The organism is Kitasatospora sp. NPDC001159, from assembly GCF_053598235.1.
Genome location: NZ_JBSFJV010000002.1, coordinates 1 through 12456 on the forward strand (window position 1 = coordinate 1; position 12456 = coordinate 12456).

Annotated in this window: 11 protein-coding genes and 1 pseudogene; 6 read left to right on the top strand and 6 right to left on the bottom strand. The window is 70.9% G+C overall.

Annotated elements, in window-relative coordinates:
* Positions 1-128: acyl-CoA dehydrogenase family protein (locus ACWC9T_RS01425; protein ID WP_449819186.1), on the bottom strand; the 128-nt coding region annotated here is incomplete at its 3' end.
* A 197-nt stretch (positions 129-325) separates the two neighbouring features.
* Here ACWC9T_RS01425 and ACWC9T_RS01430 point away from each other — a divergent pair.
* Both ACWC9T_RS01430 and ACWC9T_RS01435 read left to right on the top strand, forming a co-directional pair.
* On the top strand, positions 326-1663 hold the full coding sequence (locus ACWC9T_RS01430) for a UDP-glucose dehydrogenase family protein (protein WP_449819029.1): 1338 nt from the start codon (positions 326-328) through the stop codon (positions 1661-1663).
* A gap of 41 nt (positions 1664-1704) precedes the next feature.
* A complete protein-coding gene (locus ACWC9T_RS01435) occupies positions 1705-2118 on the top strand; it encodes a CoA-binding protein (RefSeq protein WP_449819030.1) in 414 nt (137 codons plus the stop codon).
* A gap of 10 nt (positions 2119-2128) precedes the next feature.
* On the opposite strand, the gene ACWC9T_RS01440 is transcribed toward ACWC9T_RS01435, so the two are convergent.
* The 3 genes from ACWC9T_RS01440 to ACWC9T_RS01450 all read right to left on the bottom strand — a co-directional run bounded on the left by ACWC9T_RS01440 (position 2129) and on the right by ACWC9T_RS01450 (position 5199).
* A complete protein-coding gene (locus ACWC9T_RS01440) occupies positions 2129-3334 on the bottom strand; it encodes a dipeptidase (RefSeq protein WP_449819031.1) in 1206 nt (401 codons plus the stop codon).
* A gap of 32 nt (positions 3335-3366) precedes the next feature.
* Positions 3367-3903: a 5-(carboxyamino)imidazole ribonucleotide mutase gene (gene purE / locus ACWC9T_RS01445; protein ID WP_449819032.1), complete on the bottom strand. Its 537-nt coding sequence runs from the start codon at positions 3901-3903 to the stop codon at positions 3367-3369.
* 156 nt (positions 3904-4059) lie between these two features.
* The gene (locus ACWC9T_RS01450; protein WP_449819187.1) at positions 4060-5199 is read right to left on the bottom strand and encodes a 5-(carboxyamino)imidazole ribonucleotide synthase; all 1140 of its coding nucleotides are present in this window, start codon (positions 5197-5199) and stop codon (positions 4060-4062) included.
* 290 nt (positions 5200-5489) lie between these two features.
* On the opposite strand from ACWC9T_RS01450, the gene ACWC9T_RS01455 reads away from it, so the two are divergent.
* Positions 5490-6005, top strand: coding sequence for a GtrA family protein (locus ACWC9T_RS01455; protein WP_449819033.1), 516 nt, complete (start codon positions 5490-5492; stop codon positions 6003-6005).
* 113 nt (positions 6006-6118) lie between these two features.
* Here the strand turns inward: ACWC9T_RS01455 and ACWC9T_RS01460 are convergent, their stop codons facing one another.
* Both ACWC9T_RS01460 and ACWC9T_RS01465 read right to left on the bottom strand, forming a co-directional pair.
* Positions 6119-7366 (bottom strand): ATP-binding protein, encoded by a 1248-nt coding sequence (locus ACWC9T_RS01460; protein ID WP_449819034.1) that lies wholly within the window; start codon positions 7364-7366, stop codon positions 6119-6121.
* 63 nt (positions 7367-7429) lie between these two features.
* Complete coding sequence (locus ACWC9T_RS01465) at positions 7430-8104, bottom strand: response regulator transcription factor (protein WP_030290974.1); 675 nt, start codon at positions 8102-8104, stop codon at positions 7430-7432.
* 332 nt (positions 8105-8436) lie between these two features.
* On the opposite strand from ACWC9T_RS01465, the gene ACWC9T_RS01470 reads away from it, so the two are divergent.
* The 3 genes and pseudogenes from ACWC9T_RS01470 to ACWC9T_RS01480 all read left to right on the top strand — a co-directional run.
* Positions 8437-9945, top strand: a complete 1509-nt coding sequence (locus tag ACWC9T_RS01470) for a peptide MFS transporter (protein WP_449819035.1) — start codon at positions 8437-8439, stop codon at positions 9943-9945.
* Positions 9946-10026: 81 nt separating this feature from the next.
* Positions 10027-12069: a prolyl oligopeptidase family serine peptidase gene (locus tag ACWC9T_RS01475; protein WP_449819036.1), complete on the top strand. Its 2043-nt coding sequence runs from the start codon at positions 10027-10029 to the stop codon at positions 12067-12069.
* A gap of 183 nt (positions 12070-12252) precedes the next feature.
* Positions 12253-12454 (top strand): annotated as a pseudogene (locus ACWC9T_RS01480) (DNA mismatch repair protein MutT); the annotation flags it as partial.
* Positions 12455-12456: the final 2 nt, after the last annotated feature.

Consider the following 12456-nt stretch of genomic DNA (forward strand, 5'->3'; position numbering starts at 1 on the left):
CGCCCCTGCTCGTCCACCTCCGCCGCGAACGGCGCGATCTTCGCCTCGGCCAGCGAACGCACCGCCTCGCGGAGCATCTCGTGCTCCTCGGAGATGCGGAAGAGATCGAAGTCAGCGCTGCCCGCCATGATGCCTACCTCGTGGTCCAGTGACCGAAGTCTGATCGACGTCGAATCCGGGGTTAACTACCGTTCAGTAGAGATCCTAGGGCTCCGACCTGCGGCTGCCTAGCGTCCTCCGGAGGCGGGCGATCCCTGCCGAACCGGGCCGGGCGGATAGCATCAGGGCACCTCTACTGGTCGAACCCGTAACTCAAGGGGAACCCGTGACCCTGCGCATCTCCGTGATCGGCACCGGCTACCTCGGCGCCACGCATGCCGCCGCGATGGCGGAGTTCGGCTTCGAGGTGCTCGGCCTGGACATCGATCCCGACAAGATCGCCACGCTCACCGCCGGCCGTGTCCCGATGTACGAGCCGGGGCTGTCCGAACTGCTGCTCAAGCACGTGGCCGGGCACGAGGGCTCGACCGGACGGCTGCGCTTCACCACCTCCGCCAAGGAGGCCGCGGAGTTCGGCGACGTGCACTTCGTCTGCGTCAACACCCCGCAGCGCAAGGGCGAGTTCGCCGCCGACATGTCGTACGTGGACGCCGCGATCGAGGACCTGGCGCCGCACCTGACCCGCCCGACCCTGGTGGTCGGCAAGTCCACCGTCCCGGTCGGCTCGGCGGCCCGGCTGGCCGAGCGGCTGGCCGCGCTGGCGCCGGTCGGCGAGGGCGCCGAACTCGCCTGGAACCCGGAGTTCCTGCGCGAGGGCTTCGCCGTCCAGGACACCCTGCGGCCGGACCGGATCGTGGTCGGCGCCCAGAGCGAGCGGGCCGAGCGGCTGCTGCGCGAGGTGTACGCCGAGCCGATCGCGGCCGGCGTGCCGTTCCTGGTCACCGACTTCGCGACCGCGGAGCTGGTCAAGGCCGCCGCCAACTCCTTCCTGGCCACCAAGATCTCCTTCATCAACGCGATGGCCGAGGTCTGCGAGGCGGCCGGCGCGGACGTCACCCAGCTCAGCAAGGCGCTCTCCTACGACGAGCGGATCGGCGGCAAGTTCCTCAACTCCGGTCTCGGTTTCGGCGGCGGCTGCCTGCCCAAGGACATCCGGGCGTTCATGGCCCGGGCCGGCGAACTCGGCGCCGACCAGGCGCTGACCTTCCTGCGCGAGGTCGACTCGATCAACATGCGGCGCCGCTCCCGGATGGTCGAGCTGGCCCGCGAGCAGTGCGGCGGGGGCTTCCTGGGGCGCCGGGTCGCCGTCCTCGGCGCCGCCTTCAAGCCCAACTCGGACGACATCCGGGACTCCCCCGCCCTCAACGTGGCCGCCCAGATCCAGCTCCAGGGCGCCCAGGTCACCGTCTACGACCCGAAGGCCGTGGACAACGCCCGCAAGATGTTCCCCTCGCTCGCCTACGCCGGCTCCGCCCTGGAGGCCGCCGAGGGCGCCCACGTCGTCCTCCACCTCACCGAGTGGGCCGAGTTCCGCGAGCTGGACCCGGCCGAGCTCGGCGCCGTCGTCGCCGAACGCCGCCTCCTCGACGGCCGCAACGTCCTCGACGCCGAAGCCTGGCGCGCCGCCGGCTGGACCTACCGGGCGCTCGGCCGCCCGAGCTGACACCCGGGAATGCCTTTCGGCGGACCGTCGTTGAGAGCGGCGTGACGAGCTACGGCGACGACGCGACGGTCCGCGAGATCCTCACCGGCACGGGCGATGCCTGGGCGGTGGTGGGCCTGTCCAACAACACCGCCCGGGCCGCGTACGGGGTGGCGCGGGTGCTCCAGCGGTACGGCAAGCGGATCGTGCCGGTGCACCCGAAGGCCGAGACGGTGCTCGGCGAGCCCGGGTACGCCTCGCTCGCCGCGATCCCGTTCCCGGTCGATGTGGTGGACGTGTTCGTGAACAGCGCGCTGGCCGGGGAGGTCGCCGACCAGGCGGTGGCGGCCGGGGCGAAGGCGGTCTGGTTCCAGCTGGGGGTGATCGACGAGGCCGCCTACGAGCGGACCCGGGCCGCGGGGGTCTCGATGGTGATGGACAGGTGCCCGGCCATCGAGATCCCCCGGCTCGGTTGAAAGCCGGCGCTCAGCCGTCCAGCTGGGCGATGGTGGCGATGGACGGGCGGCGGGTGGCCCGCAGGGAGGCGGCGACGGACTCGGCGTCGCGCAGGACGCGGACGGCGTTGTGCCAGGTGAGCTTGGCGAGGTCCGCCTCCGACCAGTGGCGGCCGAGGAGTTCGGCGACCAGGTTGGGGTAGCCGGCCACCGAGTCGAGGCCGTCCGGCAGGAAGGCGGTGCCGTCGAAGTCGCCGCCGATGCCGATGTGGTCGATGCCGGCCACCTCGCGCATGTGGTCGAGGTGGTCGGCGACGGTGGCCGGGGTGGCGATCGGGCGCGGGTTGGCGGCCTCGAAGGCGCGCTGGCGCTCCATCGCGGGCGGGGTGGTGTCCAGCGGGTGGAAGCCGTGGGTGCGCATGTTCTCGTCGGCGGCCAGTGTCCACTCGATGGCGGCGGGCAGGATGAACTTGGGGACGAAGGTCGCCATCGCCACACCGCCGTTGGCGGGCAGCTGGGCGAGCACGTCGTCCGGGATGTTGCGCGGGTGGTCGCAGACCGTCCGCGAGGAGGAGTGCGAGAAGACGACGGGCGCCTCGGTGACCCGCAGGGCGTCCCGCATGGTGTCGGCGGAGACGTGCGAGAGGTCGACCAGCATGCCGAGCCGGTTCATCTCCCGGACGACCTCCTCGCCGAACCGGGTCAGCCCGCCGGCCACCGGCTTGTCCGTCGCGGAGTCCGCCCACGGCACGTTGTCGTTGTGGGTGAGCGTCAGGTAGCGCACGCCGAGTTCGTACAGGGCGCGCAGGGTGGCCAGCGAGCAGTCGATGGAGTGGCCGCCCTCGGCGCCCATCAGCGAGGCGATCCGGCCCTCGGCGCGGGCGGCCTCCATGTCGGCGGCGGTACGGGCCAGGCGCAGCCGGTCGGGGTAGCGCTCGACCAGGGCGTGGACGAAGTCGACCTGCTCCAGGGTGGCGCTCACCGCGTGGTCGCCGGCCAGCGAGGCGGGGACGTAGACGGACCAGAACTGCGCGCCGACGCCGCCCTCCGCGAGGCGGGCGAGGTCGGTGTGCAGGCGGTCGCTCTGGTCGGCGGCGAGGTCGAGCGCGCCGAGGTCGTACCCGGCCTGCTCGCGCATCGCCCAGGGGAGGTCGTTGTGACCGTCCACCACAGGGGCGGTGCGGAGCAGGGCCCGGGCACGGTCCAGTGGGGTGGGGGAGTCCGTCGGAGAAGTCATACGGGTTGTTCTACCCCACCCCCACCAGCGGGTTACTTGCCGAAGCCGAAGGAGGTGGAACCGGCCACCTTGGCGCGGAGCTTCTTGCCCTTCTCGGTGGCCTGGCTGTTCAGCTCGGCCTGGAAGTCGGTCATCTTCTCGGCGAGTTCGGCGTCGAAGGCCGCGAGCATCCGGACCGCGAGCAGGCCCGCGTTGCGCGCGCCGGCCACCGAGACGGTGGCCACCGGCACGCCAGCCGGCATCTGGACGATCGACAGCAGGCTGTCCATGCCGTCCAGGTAGCGCAGCGGCACCGGCACGCCGATGACCGGCAGCGGGGTGACGGAGGCCAGCATGCCCGGCAGGTGGGCCGCGCCGCCGGCGCCGGCGATGATCGCCTTCAGGCCGCGCTTGTGGGCGTTCTCGCCGTACGCGACCATCTCGCGGGGCATCCGGTGGGCCGAGACGACGTCCACCTCGTAGGGGATCTCGAACTCGTCCAGGGCCTGGGCGGCGGCCTCCATGACCGGCCAGTCGGAGTCCGAGCCCATCACGATGCCGACGACGGGGATGTTCGAAGCGGGGTTCATCTGAATCTCTTTCGTGGATACCCCCGGCTTCGGCCGGGGGGTAGGAAACGAAACTCCCGCGTAGCGGGGCAGGGTAGCCGCTTCGCCGCCGGGCGAACCAGAATCTCGATAGGTGATCACCTGGTGACCACCCGTAACCAAGTCACAAAGAGGAAGTCAATCGGTGATCGTTCCTCGCAGGTAGGCGGCCGCATGGCGGGCGCGCTCGCGGACGTCGTCGAGGTCGTCCCCGAAGACGTTGACGTGGCCGACCTTTCGGCCGGGCTTGACGTCCTTCCCGTACATGTGGATCCGCAGCCCGGGGTCGCGGGCCATGCAGTGCAGGAAGGCGTGGTACATGTCCGGGTAGTCGCCGCCGAGGACGTTGACCATGACGGTCCACTTGGCGCGCGGCCGGGGGTCGCCGAGCGGGAGGTCGAGGACGGCCCGCAGGTGGTTCTCGAACTGCGAGGTGACCGCGCCGTCCTGGGTCCAGTGCCCGGAGTTGTGCGGGCGCATGGCCAGTTCGTTGACCAGGATGCGGCCGTCCCGGGTCTGGAACAGCTCGACGGCCAGGTGGCCGACGATGCCGAGCTCGCCGGCGATCCGCAGGGCGAGCTGCTGGGCCTCGTCGGAGAGGGCGGGGTCGAGGTCCGGGGCCGGGGCGATGACCTCGGCGCAGATGCCGTCCTCCTGGATGCTCTCGACCACCGGGTAGGCGACGGCCTGGCCGCTGGGCGAGCGGACCACGTTGGCGGCCAGCTCGCGAACGTAGTCGACCTTCTCCTCGGCCAGCACGGGGACGCCGGCCAGGAACGGGGCCTGCGCCTCGTTCTCGTCGTCGACGACCCAGACGCCCTTGCCGTCGTAGCCGCCGCGGACGGTCTTCAGCACGACCGGGTAGCCGGCGCCGTCGTTGGCGAAGGCGGTCACGTCGGCCGGGTCGGCGACGATCCGGTGCCGGGGGCAGGGCACGTCGATGGAGTCGAGCTTGGCCCGCATCACGCCCTTGTCCTGGGCGTTGACCAGCGCGTCCGGGCCGGGGCGGACGGCGATGCCGTCGGCCTCCAGGGCCCGCAGGTGCTCGGTCGGCACGTGCTCGTGGTCGAAGGTGATGACGTCGCACCCGGCCGCGAAGCGGCGCAGGGTGTCGAGGTCGCGGTAGTCCCCGAGGACAACCTCGGAGACCACCTGCGCGGCGGAGTCCTGCGGCGTGTCGGCGAGGAGCTTGAACCTGACCCCGAGCGGGATGCCCGCCTGGTGTGCCATGCGGGCCAGCTGCCCGCCACCGATCATGCCCACCACTGGAAAATTCACATTGCCCGGGGAAGTCACCCGGCCAGGATATCCGGGCCGGTGGGGAGCTGTTGAGCTGCGGTGGGGCCGTGAGTAGTGGACGCGCGTAGATGTCAAGCCCATGCCCAAGGGGCTGAGCCGTTCGATGGAAGCGGGTAGCCTGGACGGCCAGGTCCTCGTCCACGCAGTCAGATCATGTGCGTGCACGCAGGGCACAAGGGTGGCCGCTTCCCATGTCGGCCGCCCTTTCGTCCGCAGGCACATGGAGGCAGCCCGGTATGGCGACGACCGCAGCTTCGAAACCCCGGCTCATGCAGAAGTTGCGTGGGATCACGGGCGAAGTCGTGAAGTTCGGCATCGTCGGCCTGAGCGGCGTGGTGGTCAACTTCGCCGCGTTCTGGGTCTGCATCAACAGCCTGGGCCTGGCCTCACTGCGGTCGAACATCGCGGCCACGGTGATCGCGATCGCGACCAACTACCTCGGCTACCGCTACTGGCTGTACCGGGACCGCGACACCGCCTCGCGCAAGCGGGAGATCACGCTGTTCCTGGTGTACAGCGGCATCGGCATGCTGATCGAGACCGGCGTGCTCGGCTTCACGGTCTACGTGCTGCACCTGGACTCGCACTACGAGCAGCTGGGCGCCAAGGTGATCGGCCTCGGCGTGGCCACCGTGTTCCGCTTCATCTCGTACCGCACCTGGGTGTTCAAAGAGCTGCCCGAGCCCGAGCAGGACGTCGACCCCGCCGCTGGCGGCCAGGAGCTGGCCGCCCAGGCCGAGCTGATGCTGGCCGCCGAGCAGATCCGCTACGCCAAGGCCGAGTAGCCGCACTCCCGGAGAGCCCCCGGGACCCTGATGAGCCAGCTCGGCGTGCCGCCGGGCACCCGAACGGCCCGAGGATCCTCGGGGCCTGTCCGGCGGATCCTGCCGGGCGGGCCCTAGTCCTCGTGGCTGCGGCCGAGGAAGAGCGCGAACACCGCCGGCTTCAGCGAGAGGAGCTCCAGCCGACCGCCGTCCGCCTCCGCGAGGTCCCGGGCGACGGCCAGGCCGATGCCGGTGGAGTTGCGGCCGCTGACCGCACGTTCGAACACCCGGTTGCCGAGGTCGGTCGGCACCCCGGCGCCCTGGTCCTGCACCTCGACCACCACGGAGGTGCCGGAGGGCCGGACCCGCAGGGTGATCGTCCCGGCGCCGTGCATCAGCGAGTTCTCGATCAGGGTGGCGAGCACCTGGGCCACCGTCCCCGGGGTACCGACCGCGGTGACCCCGTGCAGGCCCTCCAGGGACAGCACCCGGCCCTGCTCGCGCAGCGTCGGGCCCCACTCCTCCACCTGCTGCTTGATCACCTCGTCCAGGTCGAAGGCGACGGCGGTGGGGCTGCGCGGGTCGCGCTGGGTGGTGAGCAGCCGCTGGACCACGTCGGTGAGCCGCTCGACCTGCTGGAGGGCGATGGTCGCCTCCTCCTTGACGGTCTCCGGCTCCTCGGCGAGCGCGGTGATCTCCTCCAGCCGCATGGACAGCGCGGTGAGCGGGGTGCGCAGCTGGTGCGAGGCGTCGGCGGCGAGGCGGCGCTCGGCGGTGAGCATCCGGGCGATCCGCTCGGCGCTGGTGTCCAGCACCTCGGCGATCCGGTCCAGCTCCGGCACCCCGTACCGGCGGTCGCGCGGGCGCGGGTCGCCGGAGCCGAGCCGTTCGGCGGTCTCGGCGAGGTCGGTGAGCGGCCGGGCGAGCCGTTTGGCCTGCCACACCGCGAGTGCCACGGCGGCCTGGACGGCCAGCAGGGCGACCACACCGAGCAGCAGCAGGTTGTTGGCGATCTCGTGGTCGACGTCCTCGCGGGACTGCTCGACGGTGACGATCTCACCGCTGATGCCGTGCTCGGCGGCCTTCAGCAGGTGGTTCCCGGCCGGGCGGTCACCCGCCGAGACGACCTGCTGGCCGGGGATCTGCACCTCGACGTAGCTGCCCTCGGTGACCTGGCTCTCGAAGACGCGCCCCTCCCGGACCGGCTCGCCCGCGGCGAGCCGGCTCTCCACCAGGGCGAGCACCCGGACGGCGGTCGCGTCCACCCGGTCCTGGGCGGAGCTGACGATGGTGCGCTTCTCGACGAGGGCGAGCGGCACGCAGAACACCACGACGACCACCAGGACGACGACCAGCAGCGAGTTGATCATCCGGCGTTTCACGCTGCTGCTCCCCGAGGTGTTCCGCTTCATCGGCCGCTGCCCGGCCACGATCTCCGTACGGGGCTAATTCTTCTCGAACCGGAACCCCACTCCGCGCACGGTGGCGATGTAGCGCGGGTTCGCCGCGTCGTCGCCGAGCTTCTTGCGGAGCCAGGAGATGTGCATGTCCAGGGTCTTGGTCGAGGTCCACCACGTGGTGTCCCAGACCTGCCGCATGATCTCCTCGCGGGTGACCACCCGGCCGGCGTCGCGGACCAGGACGCGCAGCAGCTCGAACTCCTTGGCGGAGAGGGTCAGCTCCTCCTCGCCGAGCCAGGCGCGGTGGGACTCGATGTCGATCTTCACCCCGTGCGCACCGGTGGTGAGCTGGTCGACGTTGCCGCGCCGGAGCAGGGCCCGGACGCGGGCGAGCAGTTCGGCCAGGCGGAAGGGCTTGGTCACGTAGTCGTCGGCGCCGGCGTCCAGGCCGACCACGGTGTCCACCTCGTCCGCGCGGGCGGTGAGCACCAGGACGGGGCAGCTCTTGCCGTCGGCGCGCAGCCGGCGGCAGACCTCAAGGCCGTCCATCTCGGGCAGGCCGAGGTCCAGGACGACGAGGTCGACCTCCTCGGTGAGGCCGGCGGCGAGTGCGGTCGGACCGTCCTCGCGGACGAGCACCTCGTAGCCCTCGCGTCGCAGGGCCCTGGCGAGCGGTTCGGAGATCGCCGGATCGTCCTCGGCGAGCAGCACACAGGTCATATGGGTGATGGTAGTCCGCCGGGGTAAGCGCGTACGTCCTGTGAGGTAGTTCACAGAGCGTGATCGTTATACAGAGGCCATTCGGGGGTCAACGGAGCGTTGCCGACCGACCGTTCGGCGAAGAATCCACCTTTGGATCTTGAAACCGAAGGAAGACGCGCTCGCTTACCATGGATCAGTCGGGCAGGTCTGTTGCCAACTTTGTTATCAACCCGGCTGATTCGCAGCGTTTGTCATCTGATAACGCCAAATATCGCCACGTAGAGTGGTTCAAGTCCACGTCCGCCGCCACCCCCCTAGGCGGACGCTGTCAGGCAAGGAACCACTTACTCATGGCGTCTACGACCCTGGACTCCGGCGTCACGTCGGCCTCTCCCAGCGGCAAGACCTTCCTCGGGCACCCCCGGGGGCTCGCCACTCTCTTCATGAGCGAGATGTGGGAGCGCTTCAGCTACTACGGCATGCGCGCCCTGCTCGTGCTCTACATGACCGCCTCCCTCGCGGACGGCGGCCTCGGCATGAAGACGGCGGTCGCCGCCGCCGTGTACAGCGTGTACACGGCCATGGTCTACCTGCTGGCCCTCCCGGGCGGCTGGATCGCGGACCGCTTCCTCGGTGCCCGCAAGACCGTCGCGCTCGGCGGCTCGATCATCATGATCGGCCACTTCCTGCTGGCGGTCCCGTTCAGCGCGTCCTTCTTCGTCGGCCTCGCCTTCATCGCGGTCGGCTCGGGTCTGCTCAAGGCCAACATCTCGACGATGGTCGGCCACCTGTACGACGGCCCGAACGACCCGCGTCGCGACGGTGGCTTCACCGTCTTCTACATGGGCATCAACCTCGGTGCCTTCGCGGCCCCGCTGGTCATCGGCACCGTCGGCCAGGAGGTCAACTGGCACCTGGGCTTCGCCCTGGCCGGTGTCGGCATGGCCCTCGGCCTCGCCCAGTTCCTGCTGGGCACCCGCCACCTGAGCCCGAAGAGCAACGTCGTCACCTCGCCGATCACCCCGGACGAGAAGCGGAAGATCTTCACCAAGGCCGGCATCTGGCTGGCCGCCGCCGCGGTCTTCTACGCGGTCGTCGCCGCCACCGGCCACTTCACCATCAACTGGGCGATCTGGCCGCTGTCCATCGCGGGCCTGGCGATCCCGGTCCTGGTCTTCACCAAGGTGAAGCGCGACAAGGACCTCGACGCCGCCGAGCAGGGCAAGATGAGCGGCTACATCTGGTTCTTCATCGCCGCCGCCGTGTTCTGGATGATCTACGACCAGTCCGGCTCGACGCTGAACGTCTTCGCCGACGAGCACACCGCGTCCACGCTGTTCGGGCTCAACTTCCCGTCCAGCTGGTTCCAGTCGCTGAACCCGCTCTACATCATGGCGCTGGCCCCGGTTTGCGCCTGGATCTGGGTCGCCCTGGCCCGCCGGTCGAAGAACCCCAGCACCACCATGAAGTTCGCCTTCGGTCTGCTGATGATCGGCGCCTCCTTCATCGTCATGATGCTGGCGATGGCCGCAGCCTCGGGCGACACCAAGGTCACCCCGCTGTGGCTGGCCATGGTCTACCTGGTGCAGACCGTCGGTGAGCTCACCCTCTCCCCGGTCGGCCTGTCCGTCACCACCAAGCTGGCGCCCACCAAGTACGCCAGCCAGATGATGGGTGTCTGGTTCCTCGCCGTCACCGCGGGCGACTGCGTCGCCGCCATCTTCCAGCTGGTGCTGGGCGACAAGGTGGTCGGCAGCACCTGGTACTTCGCGGTCCAGGGCGTCCTGGCGATCGTCGCCGGTCTCGCGCTGGCGATGTACCGCAAGAAGGTCGTCAAGCTCATGGGCGACGTGCACTGACGTCCGTCCCCCCGCTCCGGGGCCGCCGTGGATTCCTGAGATCCACGGCGGCCCCGGCCGTTTTCCGCCTACGGTGCCCGCATGGCCACCGACTCGTTCCCACCGCACTCGTTCCCGCAGCAGCTGGCCCGCACCCGGCGGTTCACCCTGGGCGCCCCCGTCCAGCCGGAGCCCACGGCCGACGGCTCGACCGTGCTGTTCCTGCGCAGCCGGGGCGGCACCGATCCGCTCACCTGCCTGTGGGCGCTGGACACCGCGACCGGCGCGGAGCTGCTGGTCGCCGACCCTTCCGCTCTGGGCTCCGACGCCGGCATCGCCTCGTACAGCACCGACGCCACCGGCTCACTCGCCGCGTTCGCGCTGGACGGGGCGCTGTGGCTGGCCGACACCCGCACGGCTTCGGTTCGCCCGATCCCCTGCACCGGTGAGCCGCAGGAGGTGCGGCCGGACCCGACCGGCCGCACGATCGCCTACGTCAGCGGCGGCGCCCTGCGGGTGGTCGGCGCGGACGGTACGGGCGACCGGGTGCTGGCCGAGCCCGAGGCCGAAGGCATCTCGTACGGCCTCGCCGAGTACGTCGCCGCCGAGGAGATGTACCGCGACCGTGGCTACTGGTGGTCTCCGGACGGCACGGCGCTGCTGGTCGCCCGGGTCGACGAGCGCGCCGTCACCCGGCTCTTCCTCGCCGACCCCACCGACCCGCTGCAGCCGCCACGCGCCATGCGGTACCCGCTGGCCGGGACCGCCAACGCCGACGTCTCGCTCTGGCTGCTCGGCCTCGACGGCAGCCGGACCGAGATCCGCTGGGATCGCACCGCCTTCGAGTACCTCACCGCCGCCGGCTGGGACGGCCACGGCCCGTACGCCGCTGTGCAGAGCCGCGACCAGCGCGCCGTCGGCACCCTGGCGATCGGCGCGGACGGCGGCACCCGGGTGCTCGCCGGGCGTTCCGATCCGCACTGGGTCGAGCTGCTCCCCGGCCTGCCGGTCCGGACGGAGGGCGGCGCGCTGGTCGACACCGCCGACGACGGCGACACCCGGCAACTGACCGTCGACGGCAAGCCCGTCACGCCGGCCGGGCTACAACTGCGGGCCGTGGTCGGGACGGAGGGCGAGCAGGTGCTGTTCACCGCCTCGGACGAGCCCACCGAGACGCACCTGTGGACGTACGAACCGGATGTCGGCGTGCGGAAGCTGAGCAGCGGACCCGGCGTGCACACCGGCGTGCGACGCGGCGGCACCCTGGTGCTCACCACCCGGGTCACCGGCCTGCCCGGAGGCCGTACGGAGGTGCTGCGGGAGGATCGCCCATCGCTCCCTCTCACCTCATACGCCGAGGTGCCCGTCGTCACCGCCCGACCCGAACTGCTCCGCCTCGGCCCGCGCGACCTGCGCGCGGCGCTCTACCTGCCCACCGGCCACCGCCCCGGCGACGGCCCGCTGCCCGTGCTGCTCGACCCGTACGCCGGGCCGGCCATGCAGAAGGTCACCACCGGAGGCGCCTGGCACGAGCAGGTGTCGCAGTGGTTCGCCGACCAGGGCTTCGCGGTGCTGGTGGTGGACGGCCGGGGCACCCCGGGGCGCGGACCGCAATGGGACAAGACGGTCTGGGGTGACAAGGCCGGGCCCCCGCTTGAGGACCAGATCGACGGCCTGCACGAAACCGCCCGACTGCGGCCCGGACTGCTCGACCTCGACCGGGTCGGCATCCGAGGCTGGTCCTTCGGTGGCTATCTGGCCGCCCTCGCCGTCCTGCGACGCCCGGACGTCTTCCACGCCGCCTCCGCCGGGGCCGCCCCCACCGACTGGCGACTCTACGACACCCACTGGCAGGAGCGCTTCCTCGGCCACCCCGACGAGCACCCCGAGCACTACGACGACGGCTCCCTCGTCGCCGAGGCCCCGAACCTGAGCCGCCCACTCCTGCTGGTCCAGGGCCTGGCGGACGACAACGTCTACCCCGCCCACACCCTGCGGCTCTCCAGCGCCCTGCTCGCAGCCGGCCGCCCGCACGAGGTACTGCCACTGCGCGGCGCCGGCCACCGACCGAGGGACGAGGCCACAGTGGAGAACCTGCTCCGGCACGAACTGGCTTTCCTGAAGCGCTCGTTGGTCGTGGACTAGGCAGGCTTCGCGAGACCTCGGCAGCAGGATCCGCGCGACACGCCCCCCACAACGACCGACACCGGTCTCCGGGACCAAGTACCGGAGACCGGTGTCACTCACCACAGTCGATCACTCGCGACCAACCAACCGTGCCTGTAGGCGGCGGAAGCCCCGGGCTCGACGGGCGACCGCCCTCAGGGGTTGACCGGGCTCGTCGGCATGTACACCGACCTCCGCCACGTGATCGCCTACTCGGATGGCGAACTCCGGCAGCAGTTCGACGTCTGCTTCGCCGCCCGCATCCGTCGCCCCAGGCGACATCGAAGGGTTGCCGATGCACCACACCCAGCGCCTCCGGCTCCAGCACTTCCTGGAAGGCGGGGCGACCCCCTGTCTCGGCTGACA

Bases quoted from the DNA above. Each gene is read 5' to 3' on its own strand.
- ACWC9T_RS01440 (WP_449819031.1), bottom strand. From the start codon at position 3,334: ATGACTTCTCCGACGGACTCCCCCACCCCACTGGACCGTGCCCGGGCC.
- purE (WP_449819032.1), bottom strand. From the start codon at position 3,903: ATGAACCCCGCTTCGAACATCCCCGTCGTCGGCATCGTGATGGGCTCG.
- ACWC9T_RS01455 (WP_449819033.1), top strand. From the start codon at position 5,490: ATGCAGAAGTTGCGTGGGATCACGGGCGAAGTCGTGAAGTTCGGCATC.
- ACWC9T_RS01465 (WP_030290974.1), bottom strand. From the start codon at position 8,104: ATGACCTGTGTGCTGCTCGCCGAGGACGATCCGGCGATCTCCGAACCG.
- ACWC9T_RS01470 (WP_449819035.1), top strand. From the start codon at position 8,437: ATGGCGTCTACGACCCTGGACTCCGGCGTCACGTCGGCCTCTCCCAGC.
- ACWC9T_RS01475 (WP_449819036.1), top strand. From the start codon at position 10,027: ATGGCCACCGACTCGTTCCCACCGCACTCGTTCCCGCAGCAGCTGGCC.